Source organism: Campylobacter sp. TJR-1, from assembly GCF_032840035.1.
GTDB lineage: Bacteria > Campylobacterota > Campylobacteria > Campylobacterales > Campylobacteraceae > Campylobacter > Campylobacter fetus.
The window spans coordinates 86,515-105,898 of record NZ_JAWIZX010000003.1; the positions used below are offsets into that span (position 1 = coordinate 86,515).

Annotated in this window: 17 protein-coding genes; 11 read left to right on the forward strand and 6 right to left on the reverse strand. The window is 31.3% G+C overall.

Annotation, left to right across the window (positions count from 1 at the left end; all coding sequences use genetic code 11):
• The first annotated feature begins 25 nt into the window (after positions 1-25).
• Positions 26-760 carry a flagellar type III secretion system pore protein FliP gene (gene fliP / locus RVY88_RS03805; protein ID WP_042960611.1) on the forward strand — a complete coding sequence of 245 codons (735 nt, stop codon included), beginning with the start codon at positions 26-28 and terminating at the stop codon, positions 758-760.
• Here fliP and RVY88_RS03810 read toward each other — a convergent pair.
• From RVY88_RS03810 to nadA, 3 genes are all read right to left on the reverse strand, one after another.
• The gene (locus RVY88_RS03810; RefSeq protein ID WP_011731941.1) at positions 753-1,607 is read right to left on the reverse strand and encodes a DMT family transporter; all 855 of its coding nucleotides are present in this window, start codon (positions 1,605-1,607) and stop codon (positions 753-755) included. The genes fliP and RVY88_RS03810 overlap by 8 nt on opposite strands.
• Positions 1,608-1,630: 23 nt before the next feature.
• Entirely contained in the window at positions 1,631-2,536 is a 906-nt protein-coding gene (locus RVY88_RS03815) for an AEC family transporter (protein WP_162167366.1), read from the reverse strand.
• A 198-nt stretch (positions 2,537-2,734) separates the two neighbouring features.
• A complete protein-coding gene (nadA, locus tag RVY88_RS03820; protein WP_024305256.1) occupies positions 2,735-3,748 on the reverse strand; it encodes a quinolinate synthase NadA in 1,014 nt (337 codons plus the stop codon).
• 508 nt (positions 3,749-4,256) lie between these two features.
• Between nadA and RVY88_RS03825 the strand changes: the two genes are divergently transcribed.
• Genes RVY88_RS03825 through RVY88_RS03840 form a run of 4 tightly spaced genes read left to right on the forward strand, consistent with a single transcriptional unit; the run spans position 4,257 to position 9,924 of the window.
• Positions 4,257-5,441 carry an efflux RND transporter periplasmic adaptor subunit gene (locus RVY88_RS03825; protein WP_081303786.1) on the forward strand — a complete coding sequence of 395 codons (1,185 nt, stop codon included), beginning with the start codon at positions 4,257-4,259 and terminating at the stop codon, positions 5,439-5,441.
• Entirely contained in the window at positions 5,438-7,363 is a 1,926-nt protein-coding gene (locus tag RVY88_RS03830) for a MacB family efflux pump subunit (RefSeq protein WP_127348758.1), read from the forward strand. Before RVY88_RS03825 ends, RVY88_RS03830 begins: the two co-directional genes overlap by 4 nt.
• A 2-nt stretch (positions 7,364-7,365) precedes the next feature.
• The gene (locus tag RVY88_RS03835; protein WP_162167134.1) at positions 7,366-8,664 is read left to right on the forward strand and encodes a TolC family protein; all 1,299 of its coding nucleotides are present in this window, start codon (positions 7,366-7,368) and stop codon (positions 8,662-8,664) included.
• Positions 8,665-9,924: a ComEC/Rec2 family competence protein gene (locus tag RVY88_RS03840; RefSeq protein ID WP_162167135.1), complete on the forward strand. Its 1,260-nt coding sequence runs from the start codon at positions 8,665-8,667 to the stop codon at positions 9,922-9,924.
• Positions 9,925-9,930: 6 nt separating this feature from the next.
• On the opposite strand, the gene RVY88_RS03845 is transcribed toward RVY88_RS03840, so the two are convergent.
• From RVY88_RS03845 to RVY88_RS03855, 3 genes are all read right to left on the reverse strand, one after another.
• Complete coding sequence (locus RVY88_RS03845) at positions 9,931-11,163, reverse strand: ArsS family sensor histidine kinase (protein ID WP_065844167.1); 1,233 nt, start codon at positions 11,161-11,163, stop codon at positions 9,931-9,933.
• Positions 11,160-11,834, reverse strand: a complete 675-nt coding sequence (locus RVY88_RS03850) for a response regulator transcription factor (RefSeq protein ID WP_002849193.1) — start codon at positions 11,832-11,834, stop codon at positions 11,160-11,162. The genes RVY88_RS03845 and RVY88_RS03850 overlap by 4 nt, the downstream gene beginning before the upstream one ends.
• An 86-nt stretch (positions 11,835-11,920) precedes the next feature.
• Complete coding sequence (locus RVY88_RS03855) at positions 11,921-13,336, reverse strand: Do family serine endopeptidase (RefSeq protein WP_002849195.1); 1,416 nt, start codon at positions 13,334-13,336, stop codon at positions 11,921-11,923.
• Between the two features lie 209 nt (positions 13,337-13,545).
• On the opposite strand from RVY88_RS03855, the gene RVY88_RS03860 reads away from it, so the two are divergent.
• From RVY88_RS03860 to RVY88_RS03885, 6 genes are all read left to right on the forward strand, one after another.
• The gene (locus RVY88_RS03860) at positions 13,546-14,418 is read left to right on the forward strand and encodes a DnaJ family protein (protein ID WP_002849197.1); all 873 of its coding nucleotides are present in this window, start codon (positions 13,546-13,548) and stop codon (positions 14,416-14,418) included.
• A gap of 11 nt (positions 14,419-14,429) precedes the next feature.
• Positions 14,430-14,801, forward strand: coding sequence for a heat shock protein transcriptional repressor HspR (locus RVY88_RS03865; protein WP_002849199.1), 372 nt, complete (start codon positions 14,430-14,432; stop codon positions 14,799-14,801).
• 5 nt (positions 14,802-14,806) lie between these two features.
• Positions 14,807-16,426, forward strand: coding sequence for a cation:proton antiporter (locus RVY88_RS03870; RefSeq protein WP_011731946.1), 1,620 nt, complete (start codon positions 14,807-14,809; stop codon positions 16,424-16,426).
• Between the two features lie 12 nt (positions 16,427-16,438).
• Positions 16,439-17,875: a potassium/proton antiporter gene (locus tag RVY88_RS03875; RefSeq protein ID WP_162167136.1), complete on the forward strand. Its 1,437-nt coding sequence runs from the start codon at positions 16,439-16,441 to the stop codon at positions 17,873-17,875.
• A 59-nt stretch (positions 17,876-17,934) separates the two neighbouring features.
• A complete protein-coding gene (locus tag RVY88_RS03880; RefSeq protein WP_011731948.1) occupies positions 17,935-18,507 on the forward strand; it encodes a YceI family protein in 573 nt (190 codons plus the stop codon).
• A 72-nt stretch (positions 18,508-18,579) separates the two neighbouring features.
• The gene (locus RVY88_RS03885) at positions 18,580-19,353 is read left to right on the forward strand and encodes a TSUP family transporter (RefSeq protein WP_162167137.1); all 774 of its coding nucleotides are present in this window, start codon (positions 18,580-18,582) and stop codon (positions 19,351-19,353) included.
• The last annotated feature ends 31 nt before the right edge of the window (positions 19,354-19,384 follow it).

Here is a 19,384-nt window from a genome sequence, read left to right on the forward strand (position 1 = left end):
TTAATATTTTAACGTAAGGCTAAATTTGAAACTATTTTTTTTAATATTTTTTGGATTTGTAACCGGTTTTGCAGCCGAGACTGTAACCATACCTACTATAAATTTAAATCTTAGCGCTCCAGATACGCCCCAGCAGCTAGTTACTAGCCTGAATGTTTTGATTGTGCTTACTCTGCTTGCTCTTGCACCGTCGCTTATTTTTGTGATGACTAGCTTTTTAAGGCTTATTATTGTATTTTCATTTCTTAGACAAGCTATGGGAACACAACAAATGCCGCCTACAAACGTACTTATTTCTTTAGCTTTGATTCTTACGTTTTTTATTATGGAGCCAGTTGCTAAACAATCTTATAATGAAGGCATAAAGCCGTATTTAGAAGAGAAAATCGGCTATCAAGATGCTTTTGCTATTGGAGCAAAGCCATTTAAAGAGTTTATGGTAAGAAATACCAGAGAAAAAGATCTAGCTCTTTTTTATCGTATAAGGGCACTACCAAATCCAAATACGGTAGATGATATACCTTTTACTATAGCTGCTCCAGCTTTTATCATCAGCGAATTAAAGACAGCTTTTGAGATAGGATTTTTGCTGTATTTGCCGTTTTTGGTTATAGATATGGTCGTTAGTTCTGTGCTTATGTCTATGGGTATGATGATGTTGCCGCCCGTGATGATATCGCTTCCATTTAAGTTGCTTATCTTTGTGCTAGTTGATGGATGGAATTTGCTTATAGGAAACTTAGTGGCTAGTTTCAAGTAGATTTTTTAGCTATAATAATTGTATTTATAGCTATACTTACTATGATAATACTTGCGCCTATAATAAGACTAGAGCTGATATCTTCTCCAAGAAATACAAATCCCCAAAAAGGAGCTAAAATAGCTTCAAGTATTGCTATAAGTCCAAGCTGAGCAGGTATAAGGTAAAGAGACGAACGTCCTATAAGTATTCTTGAAGCAGGAGTTATAAATATACCTACGATGGCTATTGTGATGATATCGCTTAAACTAGCTTCAAATTTAAAAAACGGTAAAGAGATCATAAACATTACAAGTCCGCCTCCGCTTATAGCCAATGTTCTACTAACATTTTTATGAGCGCTTAATAACACAAACAGCATAGAAAAGCTGATTACGCATAAAAACGATAGTATAACTCCTATAATAGAGTTAAGATCAAGTCTTTCATAGACTACTATTATGATTCCTATTGCAACGAAAAACGTTGCTATAAATATGCTTTTGGGAGTTGATTTTTTAAATATGATTTTATCGAGTATAGCACAAAATAGAGGTGCTGAAGATAGCAATATAACAGGCAGCGCTATACCCGCAAATTTAACGGCATATATAAAAAATATATTACTAAGTCCAAGAGCAAGAGCTGCTAAAATAGTACCTTTTGAATCTGCTAAGAATACATATTTAATTTTTTTTGGTTTAATAAATATAACAGAGATAAAAATCGAACTCATAAATAAAAATAGCCCAAAGAAAAATATATAATCAAATCCGCTAGCTTTAACAAATTTTATAGCCGGAGATTCAAAGCTCATCAAAGTAACGCCGATAATTGCTAGTATAAGCCCTTTTTTGTATTTTGTCATTTTTATTTTTTTAAATTCAAAATTTAATTCATTATAATAAATATAGTAGGAATTGTAATAAAAGTAAATATTATACCAAGGGCAACGCTTGATATAGCTAAATTCGTATCAAGGTTTGCTTTTAATATCATAGCGCTTGCTAATACCATAGGAGGCATTGCCGTTTCTAAAAGACCGACCATCCAGCTTTGATTTAGTTTTATATCAAATATCATAGTAATAAGAACAAAAATCGCTGGAGCTAACACCATTTTAGCACCTAATACGACTAATGAGCTTTTCCAAGCGCTTTTTATGCTGTTAAATCCTAACCCTATACCAACTGCAAATAGAGCTACAGGCACAACGCTGCTAGCAAACATACGAAGCGGTGCAAATATAACATCTGGAAGCTCGAAGTTTTTACATATTAATCCTAAAAGAAGTGCTACAAACGGCGGAAATTTGAGGATTTTCATTGTATTTTGAATGATGGAAACTTTAGCCGGAGCTCCTAAAGATAGTATAAGCGGACCTAGTATAGAAATAGGTATTCCGGTGGCAAGTTGATCGTAAAATATAACCTCATTTAACGCGCTATCGCCAAAAAACCCTTCTACTATCGGCATACCGACAAATAACGTATTACCAAACATACTAAGAAGCGCTAAACTTACTATCGTTGGTTTTTTAAATTTAAAAACGATACCGGCGCCGACTGCTATAAACATAGCAATTGTCGATGAAGTAAGACCTGTTAAAATGATATTTATAAGATGAGTGTCTATAGTAACGTGATAAATTTTATCAAATATCAAAGCAGGCAAAGCAAAGCAAAGTACGAAATCAATGAAGAATATAGATTGATTTTGGGCTAAAACTTTTGTTTTTTTAGCTAAATATCCGGAGGCCAATAATATAAATATAGAAAACATAGGTGCGAAGATCATTATAAAATTTATCCTTAAAATTTTCTATAATTATAGAATTATTTTTGTTAATCCAATATAAAATAAAATAGCTCGCCTAACACCGTTTTTACCGCTAGTTTTTAAAGTAAAATTATTGTTATAAGCATTATTTATCTTAACTATTTTATTTTATATATTTTTAGCTAATTGCATTTTGTTATATCAAATTTAAATTTGTTATGCGAAATCCAACATTTTATCCAAAGCTAGTTTTGCATAGTGTATATTTTCTTGCGGTACAATCACTTCGTTCATCATAGTAAATAACTCACTTCTGCCTTCCATAGCCTCTAAAACTCTTAGCAGATCATGCAAAGTAGTTTCGTTCATAGTAGGACAAATCGGAGGAGTGCTTGAGAGTACAAAAGTATTATTTGAACCTTTTCTTAAGCGATTAACAAGATTAAATTCAGTTCCGATTGCGATAGTTTGGGCAGGGCTTAGCTTTTTAACAAAATCTATGATTTGACTAGTAGATCCTACAAAATCAGACTTTTCTACGACGCTTGGATCACACTCTGGATGGGTTATAATTAGTATATCTTTATACTTTTTTCTATAATTTTCGATATCTTGCGTGGTAAAAGCTTGATGTACGGAGCAAAAACCATCATAGCAAAGAATTTGGGACTCTAAAATACTTTTTTTATCTGCTTTATTTAGTATGCAAAAACTTAAACCCTTTTTTTTGGCTAGGTTTATTCCTAAGCATCTATCTGGTAAAAAAAAGATTTTTTTATTACTTTGAATAGCGTAATCAAAAATTTTATCGGCATTACTAGAAGTACAAACGACTCCGCCCATTTTTCCTACTTCTGCTTTCACGGCTGCGCTAGAATTTATATAAACTATAGGGAAAATATCTTCTTTGGCTATACCGCATTGTGTGATTTTTTCTATACTTTGCTTAAAATACTCCTCATCAATCATTTTTGCCAAAGAACAGCAAGCTAGTTTTGGCATTATGACTTTTTTGTGCGGAGATAAAATTTTAACGCTTTGCCCCATAAAAGCTACTCCGCAAAAAATAATTAAATTTTTATCACTTTTAGATGCTTTTTTGGCTAATTCTAGACTATCTCCGGTAATATCGGCTATTTCTACAATCTCATCTTTTTGGTAATAATGAGCTACCAAAAGAGCATTTTTATCTTTTAAATATTTTTTAATTTGCGTTTTTAGACCCTGCATAGCTACTTCCTCGGTATAATTTATTATTTTAGTTATTATAAGATAATTTTTTTAAATTTGGCTTTTTAAGATAAATTATGATATGTTTTACAATTACTATTATATATTTATGGTTATTTAGGTTGGCAATTTTGATCTTTATTATTATTTTTTATATATGCAACATTTATAGATAATTCAATAAAAATTGATGAAAATATATTTTATAAAATAAAGGATAATTAGTAAATTTAAAATTGATGTCTAGATTTAAAGGAATTTTTTAGCGTATTTAATAATCATCTTCAAGCAGATATGCCAATTAATAAAATTTATATCTTTTTTCAGATATAAATACGCGTATCGAATATAATTACATTAACAGTTCAAATAGATATTTTATGTTATTTTAATGTATTGAAATTTTTATAAAATAACGATATAATCGTTGTTTGTGTCACTTGTCTTGTTTTTAACAATTTTTTCACAAAATTTGATTAAAATTATAAAAAATATCTTAAGGATAATAATGAAAAAATGGATAGCAGCTGCAGCTGTTTTGGTGGCTATTTTTGGTTTTTGGTACTATCAAAATTCCAAAAAACCAGAAAATGAGTATCTAACAACTATAGTAAAAAAAGGAAATTTAACCCAAAGCGTAGAAGCCGTAGGCGAGGTTTTTGCGGAGAATTTAGTAGATGTTGGAGCTCAAGTAAGTGGACAAATAAAAGAACTTTATGTAAAAGTTGGAGATAAAGTTAAAAAAGGCGATAAAATCGCTCAAATAGACTCTATAAAACAGCAAAATACGCTAGATCAACAATTAGCAGCTCTTGAGATACTAAATGCTAAGCTAAAATCAGCTAAAATTTCTTTAAACATAGCTGAAATTCAGTATAATCGTGAACTAAGACTAGCAGAACAAAATGCAACATCTGTTGAAAATTTAGAAAACTATAAAAATACTCTAAGTCTTCAAAACGCAAGTTTAAAAGAGATAGAAGCCCAAATAAAACAGACTCAAATAGAAATAAGTACGGCCAGAACAAATTTAAACTATACGGATATTAGAGCTCCGTTTGATGGAGTTGTAGTTTCTGTGCCAGTAGAGGTCGGACAAACTTTAAATGCGAATCAAACAACTCCGACTTTGGTAAATATAGCCGATCTTAGCAAAATGGAAATTAGAATGCAAATAAGCGAGGGCGACGTACCCAAGATAAGCATAGGTGATAGAGTAGAATACAGCATTCTTTCGGATATAAATAAAAAATATACAGGATCTCTTACATCTATAGATCCCGGTCTTACTACGCTAAGTGATGGAAAATATAAAACCACAAGCTCTAGTTCAGGTTCAAGCTCTAGTTCGGGTAGTTCGGCAGTGTATTATTATGCAAAATTAAAAGTCGATAATTCAAGCGAGTTTTTAAGAATCGGTATGACGACGCAAAATACTATAATAATAAAAGAGATAAAAGATACTCTTTTACTTCCTACGATGGCCATAAAAAGTGATGAAAACGGTAATTTTGTTCTTATAAAAAACGGTGAAGAGATAAAAAAAGTAAGAGTAGAGGTGGGTATTAGTAGCAGTGTTGATACTCAAATTCTAAGCGGGTTAAGCGAGGGAGATGAAGTAGTTACGTCTCAACTTGGCGGCGATGAATTAAAAAAACTTTTAAATACTAGATCACCAAAGATAAGAGTATGATAAAACTAGAAAATATTAAGAAAAGTTTTATAACCGGCGGCGTTAGTAGTGAAGTTTTAAAAGGTATAAATTTAGAGATAAAAAAAGGCGAGTTTGTAGCCATCATAGGTCAATCAGGTAGTGGAAAATCTACGCTTATGAATATCTTAGGCTGTCTTGATACCCCAACTAGCGGAAAATACCTTTTGGACTCTTTGGATATAAGCAAATTTAAAAAAGACGAGCTTTCAAATTTAAGACTTAAAAAATTCGGTTTTATATTTCAGCGTTATAATCTTCTAAGTTCAAACGATACTAAAAGCAATGTTGCGCTTCCTGGAATTTATGCAGGTATGAGTAAAGCCGATAGGATAAACAGAGCAAAAGATATATTAGTAAAACTTGGATTAGAAACTAAATTTGATACTATGCCAAACCATTTGAGTGGTGGTCAGCAGCAACGCGTTAGTATAGCAAGAGCGCTTATGAATGGCGGGGAGATACTGCTTTGCGATGAGCCGACTGGTGCTCTTGATAGTAGCAGCGGCGTGATGGTTATGCAAATTTTAGATAGTTTGCACAAAGACGGCCATACTATCATCGTAGTTACTCACGATAAAGATATAGCTGCTTGGGCAGATAGGATTATCGAGATAAAAGACGGAAATATCATAAGCGATACTAGAAAAAATAGTCAAATTTATGAACTGAAACAAAATTTAAAAGAGATAAAACCTAGTTTAAAAGCTATAAGAGATCAGTTTTTTGAGAGTTTTATTATGTCGCTCGGCGCTATAAAATCGCATAAATTAAGATCGTTTCTTACCATGCTCGGTATCATCATCGGTATAGCTTCTGTTATTTGTGTTGTAGCTCTTGCTAAAGGTAGTCAGCAAAAAATTCTATCTGATATCAATAATATGGGCACAAATACGATTACTATATTTCCCGGAAAAGGTTTTGGCGATATGCATTCAGGTAGAGTTCGCAGTCTTAGCATCGATGATTCAAATTTATTGGGAAAGCTTGATTTTGTTGATTTTTCAACTCCTAGAATGAACACTAGTGGACTTTTGACCTATGCAAATCAGAGTTTTAGCGGTAGTCTTAGAAGCGGAAGCGAGTACTCTTTGGCGATATCCGGACTTAAGATAGAAAAGGGTAGAGATTTTACAAAAGACGATATTATAAACTCAAGATCAAATATCATAATAGATCAATTTACAAAAGATGCATTTTTTAAAGATGTAGATCCTATCGGAAAAGTAATTTTATTTAACAAACAACCATTTACGATAGTAGGCTTAGTAAAACGAGATGAGACTTCTTTTAGCGGCGATAACTTAACTGTATATGCTCCATATACTACAACTATGAATAAATTAACAGGCGATAGAGATATAAGATCTATTATGTTAAAACTAAAAGATGGAGTAAATGCTCAAGTGGCTGAGCAAAGTATAATCGAAGTTTTGAAAATTAGGCGCGGAAGTAAGGATTTTTTTACTAGAAACTCAGATACTATCAGACAAACCATAGAAAGTACGATGAATACGATGAGTCTTTTGATATCTGGAATCGCGCTTATATCTTTGATGGTCGGCGGAATAGGTGTTATGAATATCATGTTAGTTAGTGTATTTGAGCGTACAAAAGAGATAGGTATAAGAATGGCGATAGGCGCAAAAAGCAAAGATATAATGACTCAATTTTTGATAGAAGCGATACTGCTTTGTGCTATTGGCGGAAGTATAGGAATAGGGCTTGCATATGCGATTGGTTACGGATTTAACGTATTTGGCGGAGATTTTAAGATGATATTTAGCACGGCTTCTATATTTATAGCGCTTGGAGTTTCGAGCTTGATAGGCATAGTTTTTGGCTATATACCTGCTAGAAACGCATCTAAGCTAAATCCTATAGATGCGCTTTTAAGGGAGTAAATTTGAAAAATATAATATTTGTTTTATTTAGCTTGATTTTTGTCGGATGTGCTTCTAAATCTCTGGAGTATAATGTAAAAAACGTAAATTTTTATGAGCCTTCATGGTATAAAGATTTTAATCAAACAGTGCTAAATAATTTAGTAGATTTGAGTTTAAAAAATAGCGAAGATATAAATATCGCTGTTTTAAATTTAGAGATCGCCATGTTAAAAGCAGGGCTTATCAGAGACGATTTTTTTCCGACTCCTTCAGGTAAATTTGGAGCATCGACTAATAAAGATATCAAAACATCTAGCGGTTGGAAAAACGGTTTTTCTAGTGAGTTTGCTCTTAGCTATGAAGTAGATATTTACGGTAAAATTTTTGATAATTACGAAGCTAGAGACTGGGAAGCTAAAGCTAGTCAAAGTACTCTTGAAAATCTGCGTCTAACGATAATAAATAGCGTGACCGATACGTATTTTAATATACTTTATCTAAATGACGCTATAAGAAATTTAAAACAAAACTTAGAGAATTTAAATATGCTTGGTAGGCTTGTTTTTACTAAGTATGAATTAGGCAAAGAGGAAATTTTAAGCGTAAGGCAGAGCAGACAAAATATACTTGATCTGCAAAATCAAATTTTATCAAATATCAGAGAGCTAGAAACTAGCTATGAAATCATTAAAAACTTTACTAGAAGCGATATTAAATTTGATGAATTAAGCCTTTCAAACGTCCAAAATAGCGACATAAGCCTTGATATAGATTTTGCGATATTAAAAAATAGACCAGATATAAATGAGGCTATTTCAAATTTAAACGCTAGTTTTTACGACTATAAAGTTAGTGAAAAAAATCTCTATCCGAGTGTTAGCATAGGTGCTAGTTTAAGTGATAGTGACTCAAAATTTAGTGATAGTTTTGGATTTAATATTTTAGGCGATACTTTAAATATCAATTTACCTTTTCTTGATTATTCACGGTTAAAAAAGCAGATAAATATATCTGAAGCGCAGTTTAAAAAAAATGTTTTAACATATGAAAAAACTCTTTCAAATGCTGTAAATGAGGTGATAAAATATGTAAATTATTATGAGGGCGATAAACAAAGATATGAAAATATGCAAAATATCAAAAAAGAACGCGAAATGATAGTAGCGATCTATGAAAGTAAATACAGCGAGGGCAAAGCTGAGTTAAAAGATCTTTTGGAGGCCAAAAACTCTCTTATTAGCGTACAAAATATGCTTTTAAATCAAAAATATCGTCTTTTAAATGATGAGTTGAGTTATTATAAAGCTATAGCAAAATAGATGAATTTATTTCAAACCAAAATGCAGATTGCTACTGTGATTGGCCTTTGCATTTTGATTTTTGGAGTAAATTTAATGCTTGAGTATTTTAAATTTGAGAGTTTTAGAGATGCTAAATATTCGTTTATAAATGCAAAAATTATTCAAAATTATGAAAAACAGGGAAAAAATAACAGTTATTTTATTTTAAAGCTCAAATCTAACGAGTTTACGTTTTATACAAGAACAAAAAACAAGATCGATTTTACAGATGCAAGAGTCGGCGTAATCAGTAAAAATCTTAAATTTAAAGAGTATTTAAAGAATAGTTTTTTCTTACCTAATTTTAAGATCGAACCTCAAAAAAGCAGTCTAAGCTTCACGGATAATGTTCAAAATAGCATAGAAAATCAGCATGAAAATCCTAAATTAAAAGAGCTTTACAGCGCTCTTTATCTTGCTTCACCTATAAATAAAGATCTAAGAGCGAACGTGACAAATTGGGGTATAGCTCATATTATAGCTATTAGCGGATTTCATCTTAGTCTTATATTTGCTTTTATATTTTTTATCGTAAAGCCGGTTGTTAGACCGCTGCAAAGTAGATATTTTCCATATGTAAATATAAATTTTCATCTAAGTATTTTTATATTTATTTTAATGGGATTTTATCTTTATATTTTGGATTTTACTCCTAGTTTTTTGCGTTCATATATAATGGGGGTTTTTGGATTTTTACTTCTTAGCAGAGGACTAAGTATATTTAAATTTGGAAATTTGTGTTTGACTATTTTGATTGCTGTTGCTTTTAGTCCGAAACTTCTGTTTTCGATCGGATTTTATTTTTCTTGTTTAGGTGTATTTTTTATATTTTTATATATCCATCATTTTGGAGATAAAAATGATCTAAAAAGTAGACTCAAGATAGCCTTGCATACTTTATATTTGGAGATTTTTGTATTTGGTGCGATGAATATTCCGGTGTATTATTTTTTTACTTCGGCAAGTTTGTACCAATTAAGCGTTATACCTTTGGCTTATGTTTTTGTTGTTTTTTATCCTCTTAGTATAATTCTTCATTTTTTTAATCTCGGAGGAATTTTCGATTCGCAAATGCTTGCTTTTTTAGAATTTGCTAATAAACAAAGTGATATTTTCATACCGTTTTGGATATTTGTATTTTTTAATTTTTTACTAATTCCTGCTATTAAATTTAAAAGTATAGCCATATTTTTATCTGCTGGAGGTATGGTTTTATTTATCTTTTCATTGATATTTTAATTTGTATTAAATTTGAGGCTTCAATCCGTTAAATATAAATATATTTAATCCGTTTTTATAGCAGTACTCTAAATTTAGATTGTGACTTTTTAATATATTATCTACGATATAAAGACCAAGACCAAAGCTTTTTTTAGCGTTTGAACCTTGCGTAAATGGCTCTATATAATAGTTAAGCTCTTGTTCAAGTTTGTCGCCTTTGGTTATAAATTTGATATTTTTATTTGTAATAGTTATATTTATATGTTTATCGTCTGAATACTTTATACCGTTATCTATCATATTTTTAAAAGCGATAGATAATAGTTTAAAATCACCGTTTATGCTCACATCGTCTATGGCATTTATCGTGATTAATGATTTTTCCGCCATTGCTATATCTGCGGCTTCATCTATGATATCTACTATTTTATATAGTTTTGAGTTTTCTATAGCTATTCCAGATGTTACTCTTTCTAATGCTGCAAATTCGTTTATAAGACTTTCTAGGCGTTCAAATACGTTTATAAGCCTCTCTTGATTTTTAGTTTTTTCTATCATTTCGGCTGTTATCCTGCCTTTTGTGATAGGTGTTTTTAATTCGTGCATAATGTTTCTTAAAAATAACTGGCGCGATTGATTTAAAGATTTTATCTGCATTACTGCATTATAAAATGCATCTGCGACTTCAGATATTTCGTCATTTCCTGTACTTACGTTTTTTATATTTAGATTTCCACTTGCAAATTTATCTATTTGACGCTTTAATTTTCTTAAAGGTTTTATTTTTCTTATTATAAATATATATGTTATAAGAAGTATAAAAAATACAAGCCCAAAAATTACTTTTATAATATCATATCTATAGGGTTGATAATTATTATCTTGCAGTAACAAAGTAGTGTCTTTATGAACTATTTTTAGATAATTTCTCTTTTTAAAAAATAAAATAGCGCTTGATCCTATATCTGCAGATATCTCTTCTAGTATGCTAGCATTTGTTAGTATTTCGCTTTTTAGTTTTTGATTTTTTATCTCAGGCATCTCAAAATTTTGTATCTGGCTTTTGTACTCGTTCTCATCTATAAGTTCGCTCATATAAAGTAAAGTAGCTCTTGCAACGACTGAGTATTTTGTGTTTAGCTCTCTTGTATAATTTTGTTTATCATAATCCATCAACCATAAAAACGCAAGAAAAATGCTAGTCGTAGCTATAGCAAAAATTAGAGTTATCGTATAAAAAATCGATGAAAATTTCATTGTTCTAGTTTATAGCCAACGCCGCGTATAGCGTGAATGTATTTTGGCTCTTTTGGATTTTCGCCAAGCTTTACTCTTATACGTCCTATGATAACATCTATGCTTTTGTTTGTACTATCCTCGTTTATAGAGTCGCAGTTATAAATAAGCTCTTCTCTGCTTATAGCACCTCCTTCTTTTTTAATTAAGTATTTTAGTATATCGTATTCGGCGACTGTGAGATTTAAAGGCGTTCCTTTTAGTGTTATAATATGTTTAAAATCATCACAAATTAGATCTTTTTTTGCCTTATTTTCTTCTCTTTGTTTGATATTTTGTCTTCTTAAATGGCTTTTTATTCTAACTAGCAGTTCTTGAGGATTATATGGTTTTGGAAGATAGTCGTCTGCTCCAAACTCAAAAGCATTTACTTTATCGCTTAGATCGTGTCTTGCACTTGAAATAATAATAGGAATATCATTTTTCTTTCTTATCTCTTTGCATACTTCAAGTCCATCGATACCGGGCAAAGTAAGATCTAAAATAACTAGATCAAATTTACTTGTATTTAGTGTGGAAAGTCCTAAATACGGATCTTCGCAAGTAGTGATACGTACGTCAAATTGTTCTAAATACTCTGTTAAAATTTCAGCCAGCTCTAAATCGTCTTCGATCATTAAAATATTTATCATGCAAAGCCTTTTAAATTTGATTTTATTATAACTAAGAAAGATTAAATATATTTTTAAATACAGCCGGCGTTTGACCGGCTTTTATATTATTTTAGTACTAATCCCATTAATACGCCGCTTCTGTTTATCCAAATGATAGGTTTTTTGTTTTGAGCTTTGCTTGATTTTATCTCTTTTGTGAAATCATCTACGTTATATATTATTTTTTCATTCACTTGAACGATTATATCTCCTGCTTCAAAGCCTGCATTTGCAGCATTTGAATCATCTTTAACATTTGTAATTATGATTCCTTTTATATCTTTTGGAATTTGGAATTTATATCTTATTTCATCGCTTAAATTTTGTAAACTAAGTCCGTCTGTTAAGTACGCATCTTTTGGATCTATATAGCCTGAGTCCATATTTGCTAGTTTTAATGTTGTATCTTTTATCTGATTTGATCTTTCAAACGTTATTTTTATCTCTTTGTTCGGTTCTAATGATCCTATGAGATTTTTTAGATCATTTGCGTTTTTTATCGTTTGATTTCCAACTTTTATTATAAGGTCTCCTCTTTTAAGACCTGCTATGTCGGCTGGTTTATCTTTTTCTACGTTTGTTACTAAAGCACCTTCTTTGTTTGTATAAATTTCTTTTTGATCATCGGTTAAATTTGATATCATAACGCCTATATATCCGCGTGTGATTTTTCCATCTGAGATTAGTTTTTGCGCTATTGTTTTTACCATATTCGATGGAATAGCAAACCCAATGCCGTTATTTCCGCCGCTTCTGCTAAGAATGGCAGAGTTTATACCGACTAATGCTCCTCTGCTATCTACCAGCGCTCCACCGCTATTTCCCGGATTTATGCTAGCGTCTGTTTGTATAAAATCTTCATATTGGTTTAATCCTATATTATCTTTATTCAACCCTGAAATAATTCCGCTTGTTATACTTCCGCCTACACCAAATGGATTTCCTATAGCAAATACAAGGTCTCCTTCAAGAAGTTTTGAACTATCGGCAAAACTTATAGCTTGAAAGTTTTTAGCATCTATTTTTATAATAGCAAGATCTGTTTTTGGATCTATGCCGACTACTTTTGCTTTATACTCTTTTGAATTATCAAGCAATGTTACTATGATCTCATCGCTATCTTCGACTACATGATAGTTTGTGACTATATATCCATCGTTTGAGATGATTACTCCGGATCCTAAAGACGTTGCTTTTTGACTTCTTTCTTTTGGAGTTTTGAAGTTAAATCCAAAAAATTCTTTAAAAAACGGATCGTCCATTAGACTATTTAGATTGTTTTTTACTTTTATAGTTTTCGATGTTGATATATTTACTACAGATTTTTTAGCTTTTTCTATAGAGCTGTGATATGATAAAACAGTATTTGCATCTGCACTTGGATTTACTCTTGCGTAGTTGTTATTTGCATCACTAAATTTAACATCTGCGCCAAATAGACTTGCGGCTGTTATTATAGAAATAATCGTTAGTTTATTCATAGTTGTTCCTTTTTTAAATTTTGTAATGCAAATTATATTACTTAGCGATAAATGTAAGTTTAATATATTTTTAGTTTGTATAGTTTTTTTAAATTTAATAACAACTAGAATTTGGAAATGAAAATGTTTGAAATTAACTTAAAGTTGATTGACATAAGCTCAAGTATTGTGCTATAATTCATATAAAATAACATAAGTGAGGTAGTATTATGAGTAATAGCTTATACGAAACTCTTGGAGTAGATAAAAACGCAACTAGCGATGAGATAAAAAAGGCGTATAGAAAATTAGCAAGAAAATATCATCCCGATATAAATAAAGAAGCCGGAGCAGAAGAGAAATTTAAAGAGATAAACGCAGCCTATGAGATACTAAGTGACGATGAGAAACGTGCTCAGTACGATACTCACGGCGATAGTATGTTTGGCGGTCAAAGTTTTCATGATTTTGCAAGTTCCCAAAACGGAGCCGATATCAATGATATTTTAAGAAATATTTTTGGCGGTGGATTTGGCGGTTTTAGTAGTCGAAGTAGTTTTAGCAGTAGGGATTTTGGAGGTTTTAATGGATTTGGAAGCGGATTTGAGCAGAATTTAGATATAAACTCAAAAATAACCATTCCTTTTAACGTAGCTATAAACGGCGGAGAATATAGTATCAACATAAACGGACAGAGCGTCAAGATAAAAATACCTGCTGGCATAAATAGTGGCGAAAAGCTACGCATAAGAGGAAAAGGAAAGAGTTCAAACGGAGCAAAAGGGGACGTTTTGTTAAGTGTTGAAGTTTCTGAGGATTCTAAATTTAAAAGAGAAGGCGATGATCTTTATATGCCTATAGATATTCCACTTAAAATTGCGCTTTTTGGTGGAAAAATTAGTGTTGATACATTTAAAAAAAGTGTTAATATAAAAATAGCTCCAAATACAAAAAACGGTCAAAAAATAAGACTTAAAGGTTATGGCGTACAAAATAGAAAAAGTGGTATTTTTGGAGATATGTATCTTAGTGTAAATGTAGTCTTACCCGATGTTAGCTCTATGGATAAAGAGCTAGTTAAGGTACTTGAAGAGAAGCTTTAAGGAGTAAAATTATGAAAAGTTATGATGAGCCGGTTTATTTAATTAGCGTTGTTGCTAAAGTTCTTAGTATACATCCTCAAACTCTACGTCAGTATGAGAGAGAAGGTTTAGTAGAACCTTCTCGTACGGGCGGAAAAATGAGACTTTATAGTGAAAAAGATCTTGATAGAATAAAGATGATTTTAAGATTGACTAGAGATTTGGGTGTAAATTTAGCCGGAGTCGATGTGATATTAAGACTGAAAACTCAGATTGAGGAGTATGAAAATATCATAGACGAATTGAGATTAAATTTAGAAAAGATAAATAGCAGCGATACAAAACGATCTTTAGTAAAGAGAAAAAATAGCTTTGATTTGATATTTTTGAATGATGAAAAGTAATTAAAATGGACAATTTTTTAGAGCTGTTTTTAGCAGCTACTGCATTTGCTATAGTGCTTAACGTATTTTTTAAAAGGTATGAAATTCCTACTATTATAGGATATATTGTAACTGGCATATTTATATCAAAAACTTTCGGACTTACTTACAATACTGATCTTACTCATATAGCCGAGTTTGGCATTGTATTTTTGATGTTTACGATAGGACTGGAGTTTAGTTTTAAGCATCTTTTGACTATGAAAAAAGAGGTGTTTTTAAATGGAATAATTCAGGTTTTTGTAACTGGAATTATATTTTCCATGATCGCTCAATACGCTTTTGATATAGGACAACAAACATCGCTTATAATAGGCTTTGCTCTATCTTTGAGTTCAACAGCTATTGTATTAAAAACATTAAACGATAACGGAGATATAAGTCAAGTTTATGGAAGAAAAGCTCTTGGAATACTTCTTTTTCAAGATATCGCCGTTATCCCGTTGCTTCTTATGATAGATATATTTAGTTCAAAAACAACTTCTGTAAGCGATCTTGTGACGACGACTCTAACAAGTGCGATTATACTTCTATTTTTGTTGTATTTTATAGGAAAGTATCTGTTTAACTGGATGCTTTATTTAGTTATCAAGACAAATTCACAAGAGATATTTATAACGACTATTTTATTTAGCGTGGTTGGAGCTAGTTTTTTGGCGCATTATTTTGGTTTTAGCTACTCTTTAGGAGCTTTTATAGCCGGTATGCTTATAGCAGAAACTCAGTACAAACATCAGATAGAAGCTGATCTTATACCTTTTCGAGATCTGCTTTTAGGGTTATTTTTTATAACTGTAGGAATGCAGATAAACTTTGAGATAATATTTGAAAATTTATTAATGATAATAGTGATTTTGGTCGATGTTATGGTGATCAAAATAGCTGTTGTATATGCACTTTTAGCAACTTATCTTAAAAAAAGAGTAGCCATAAAAACAGCTCTTAGTATATGTCAGATTGGCGAGTTCGCTTTAGCTATTTTTGCTCTTTTAAACGTAAATAATATGTTAAATTCAGAAACTTCTCAAATTTTAACCGCGGTTGTAATTATATCTATGGTAGCTACTCCGTTTATCTTAAAAAACATCGGACATTTAGCCGACAGACTAGAAGAAGAGAGCGAAATACCTGAGTTTGAAAAGCTAAAAGTACAAGATTTAAGCGATCATTTTATAGTTTGCGGCTATGGAAGACTCGGTCAAGAAGTTGTAAATAGACTGAAAGCTCAAGGATTGTTATATCTTGTTATAGAGAGTGATATAAGCTTGGTTCAGCTTGGAAGAAGCCGCGGAGAAAATGTATTTTTTGGTAATGCAACTCAAAAAATTACACTAGAAAAAGCATCTATAAAAACATGTGCGGCTATAATTTTAACTGTGAGCAATGAACAAAAGTTAGAGATGATAGCAAACTCTATAAAAGATCTTGATTATCCTGTCAATACCGTTATTAGATTTACGGGGACCGAAGAGAAGCAATTATATGCTGATTTTGGAGAGAATTTCCACCTTATAAAAGAAGAAAGAGCAGTTGCTAGAGTGCTTATACATGAAGCTTTACAGTGTAAAATAGATAGAAATATATAATAAAGGATTAACTTGGATCAGACATTAATACTTTTTGGAATGTTGTTTTTATTTAGCGTTATATTTAGTAAAATTTCCGATAAATACGGTATTCCTGCGCTTTTAATGTTTCTTGGTATCGGCATGCTTGCTGGGAGCGATGGTATAATCGGACTAGAGTTTGATAATGCAAAGATAGCAGAAGATGTAGGAACGATAGCTCTTGTTTATATTCTTTTTGCGGGTGGATTTAATACTAGTTATAAATCCATAAAACCGATTTTTAAAACAGGTTTTATACTAGCTACTTTAGGAGTCGTTATTTCAGCAGGGATTACTGGATTATTTGCTTATTATATAATGCAATTTTCCATTTTAGAATCTTTACTTTTCGGTGCTATAATAAGTTCAACTGATGCAGCTGCTGTATTTTCTATAATGCGTTCTACTAAATTTAAAAATAATCTATCTTCGCTTTTAGAGTTTGAAAGCGGAAGCAATGATCCTATGGCGATATTTTTAACTATTACGATTTTAAGCCTTATAACAGCTGCTAGCATACCAGATAAATTTATTTTAGGTTTAGGGCTTTTGCTTGAATTTGTTTTGGGCGGAGTTATGGGATATCTATTTGGCGTTATGATACCAAGTCTTATTAATAGAATAAAACTCGGCTACTGGGGATTGTATCCGGTTTTACTTATATCTTTGATAGCTATTTTGTTTGGATTAACGGAAAATATCGGCGGAAATGGCTTTATAGCTGTTTATACGGCTGGAATTTTTGCAAATAAAAAGGAGTTTTTATATAAGAAAAATTTGATTGGATTTTTTGATGGTATTGCATGGATGATGCAGATATTCGTATTTTTAACTTTGGGACTTTTGGTGTTTCCAAGTGAGCTTCCAAATGTAGCTTTTATAAGCATTATAATGGCTTTTGTGGTTATGTTTATCGCTAGACCCATTAGTGTGTTTATCTCAACTATTTTTTCAAAATATACTACAAAAGAGAAGCTTTTCATATCATGGGTCGGTCTTAGAGGCGTCGTGCCGATCATACTTGCTACATATCCTCTATCGTCAAATACTCCAAATGCTCAGCTGATATTTAATGCGATATTTTTTATGGTTTTAATATCGGTTTTAACTCAAGGAACTACTTTGAATAAGAGCGCAAAGATTTTTGGTGTCATAGAAACTCCAAAAATTATCGCATCAAATTTTCCAAATACTCCAATTTCACATAATGATTTAAAACAATACACAATAGGAAAAAATTCAAAAATCATAGGAAAGAACTTATCTGAATTAGAACTTCCAGATGACTTTTTAATACTTTTAGCTAAGCGAAACTCAGAGTATGTAAAAGTAGGCGGATCTTTTGAATTTATGGAGAACGATATGCTTTTGATATTATGCAATAATGAAATTAGATATCAAAAAGTACTAAAAATTTATGATTTTTAACCTTATTTTAAGCAAATTTATTTGATAATAAAAACTAATTTTTAAAATAAGGAGACAAAATGAAAAAACCTATGTTAATAATTAGTGCGGCTGCGCTTCTTGCAAATTTAGCTTTTGCGCTTGAGATAGATACAAATTTAGCTAAGATTGATATAACTGCATTTAAAACAGCCAATAAAACAGCCGTTCCTTCTACTTTTAACGATGTAAAATTTAGTTTTCCAAAAAGTAGTGGAAGCGTATCTGAGATACTTACTGGAGCTACTGCAAGTATAGATTTAAACAGTATTGATACTTTCAAAAATCCAATAAGAGATAAAAATATAAAAGAGAAATTTTTCTCTCATTTAGCATCTCAAAATGTTGAATCTAAAATCACCTCAGTAAGCGGCGATGATAATGTAGGCGAAGTTAAAATGAGTGTTAAATTTAATAATGTAGAAAAAGAAATTCCTATGAAATACGAGGTTAAAGATTCTAAACTTATAGCATCTGGAGAGATCGATTTTAATAGCGATTTCAACGCAAAAGACGCATTTGAGAAGTTTAGCACCGATAAAATTATAGCCGGTTTGCACTCTAAAAAAACATGGCCAAATATAATCGTAGGATTTGAAGTTCCGGTTAAATAACATCATATCGGCATTTAATTAGTAATAAAGTTTGAATGCTGTAATATTCCGAATTTAAAATAAAGGCTTATTATGGAATTCGAACTTTGGCACTATGCGCTACTCTTTTTTGTAGCATGTTTTAGCGGTTTTGTGGATGCCATAGCTGGAGGTGGAGGGCTGATCACTATACCGATTCTTATATCAGTAGGCATCCCAGAACATATAGCTTTAGCTACCAATAAACTCCAATCTAGCTTCGGAAGTTTCACTGCTACTTTAAATTTTAGTTTAAAAGGTTATATAAATTATAAAGATATTTGGATAGGAATTGTTTTTACTTTTATAGGTGCTGTTTTAGGCACGATTTGCGTATTAGTCATAGATCCGAAAATTCTTAGTTATCTTATACCTATATTTTTGATTTTAATATTTTTATATACTATTTTTAGTCCAAAGATCGGCGAGAAAGATAGAGCTGCAAAGCTAAGCCCTAAGGTTTTTTATATAACTTTTGGCTTGATGCTTGGATTTTATGATGGATTTTTTGGACCCGGAGCCGGATCTTTTTGGATGTTCGCTATGGTTGCGCTGCTTGGAATTCATATGAAAAAAGCAGTCGCTCATACAAAAGCTCTAAATTTTACCTCAAATATAGTATCTTTGGGAGTTTTTATAGCCGGCGGACAGATTCTTTGGATGCTTGGTATAATCATGGGATTTGGTCAAATTATAGGTGCATATTTTGGATCAAAAATGGTTATTAAAAAAGAGGTTAAATTTATAAAAATAGTATTTTTAGTAGTTGTAGCTTGTACTATTTTAAAGCTAATTTATGATCTTTTTGTAAAACAGCTTTTAACTTGAATTTAATATAAATTTAGCTATAATCGCAAGA

What these genes read in the sequence shown, in the direction of transcription:
- RVY88_RS03870 (WP_011731946.1), top strand. Translation starts at nt 14,807, where the DNA reads ATGGACAATTTTTTAGAGCTGTTTTTAGCAGCTACTGCATTTGCTATA.
- nadA (WP_024305256.1), bottom strand. Translation starts at nt 3,748, where the DNA reads ATGCAGGGTCTAAAAACGCAAATTAAAAAATATTTAAAAGATAAAAAT.
- RVY88_RS03845 (WP_065844167.1), bottom strand. Translation starts at nt 11,163, where the DNA reads ATGAAATTTTCATCGATTTTTTATACGATAACTCTAATTTTTGCTATA.
- RVY88_RS03885 (WP_162167137.1), top strand. Translation starts at nt 18,580, where the DNA reads ATGGAATTCGAACTTTGGCACTATGCGCTACTCTTTTTTGTAGCATGT.
- RVY88_RS03840 (WP_162167135.1), top strand. Translation starts at nt 8,665, where the DNA reads ATGAATTTATTTCAAACCAAAATGCAGATTGCTACTGTGATTGGCCTT.
- RVY88_RS03855 (WP_002849195.1), bottom strand. Translation starts at nt 13,336, where the DNA reads ATGAATAAACTAACGATTATTTCTATAATAACAGCCGCAAGTCTATTT.
- RVY88_RS03825 (WP_081303786.1), top strand. Translation starts at nt 4,257, where the DNA reads ATGAAAAAATGGATAGCAGCTGCAGCTGTTTTGGTGGCTATTTTTGGT.
- RVY88_RS03880 (WP_011731948.1), top strand. Translation starts at nt 17,935, where the DNA reads ATGAAAAAACCTATGTTAATAATTAGTGCGGCTGCGCTTCTTGCAAAT.
- RVY88_RS03815 (WP_162167366.1), bottom strand. Translation starts at nt 2,536, where the DNA reads ATGATCTTCGCACCTATGTTTTCTATATTTATATTATTGGCCTCCGGA.
- RVY88_RS03860 (WP_002849197.1), top strand. Translation starts at nt 13,546, where the DNA reads ATGAGTAATAGCTTATACGAAACTCTTGGAGTAGATAAAAACGCAACT.
- RVY88_RS03830 (WP_127348758.1), top strand. Translation starts at nt 5,438, where the DNA reads ATGATAAAACTAGAAAATATTAAGAAAAGTTTTATAACCGGCGGCGTT.
- RVY88_RS03810 (WP_011731941.1), bottom strand. Translation starts at nt 1,607, where the DNA reads ATGACAAAATACAAAAAAGGGCTTATACTAGCAATTATCGGCGTTACT.
- RVY88_RS03865 (WP_002849199.1), top strand. Translation starts at nt 14,430, where the DNA reads ATGAAAAGTTATGATGAGCCGGTTTATTTAATTAGCGTTGTTGCTAAA.
- RVY88_RS03850 (WP_002849193.1), bottom strand. Translation starts at nt 11,834, where the DNA reads ATGATAAATATTTTAATGATCGAAGACGATTTAGAGCTGGCTGAAATT.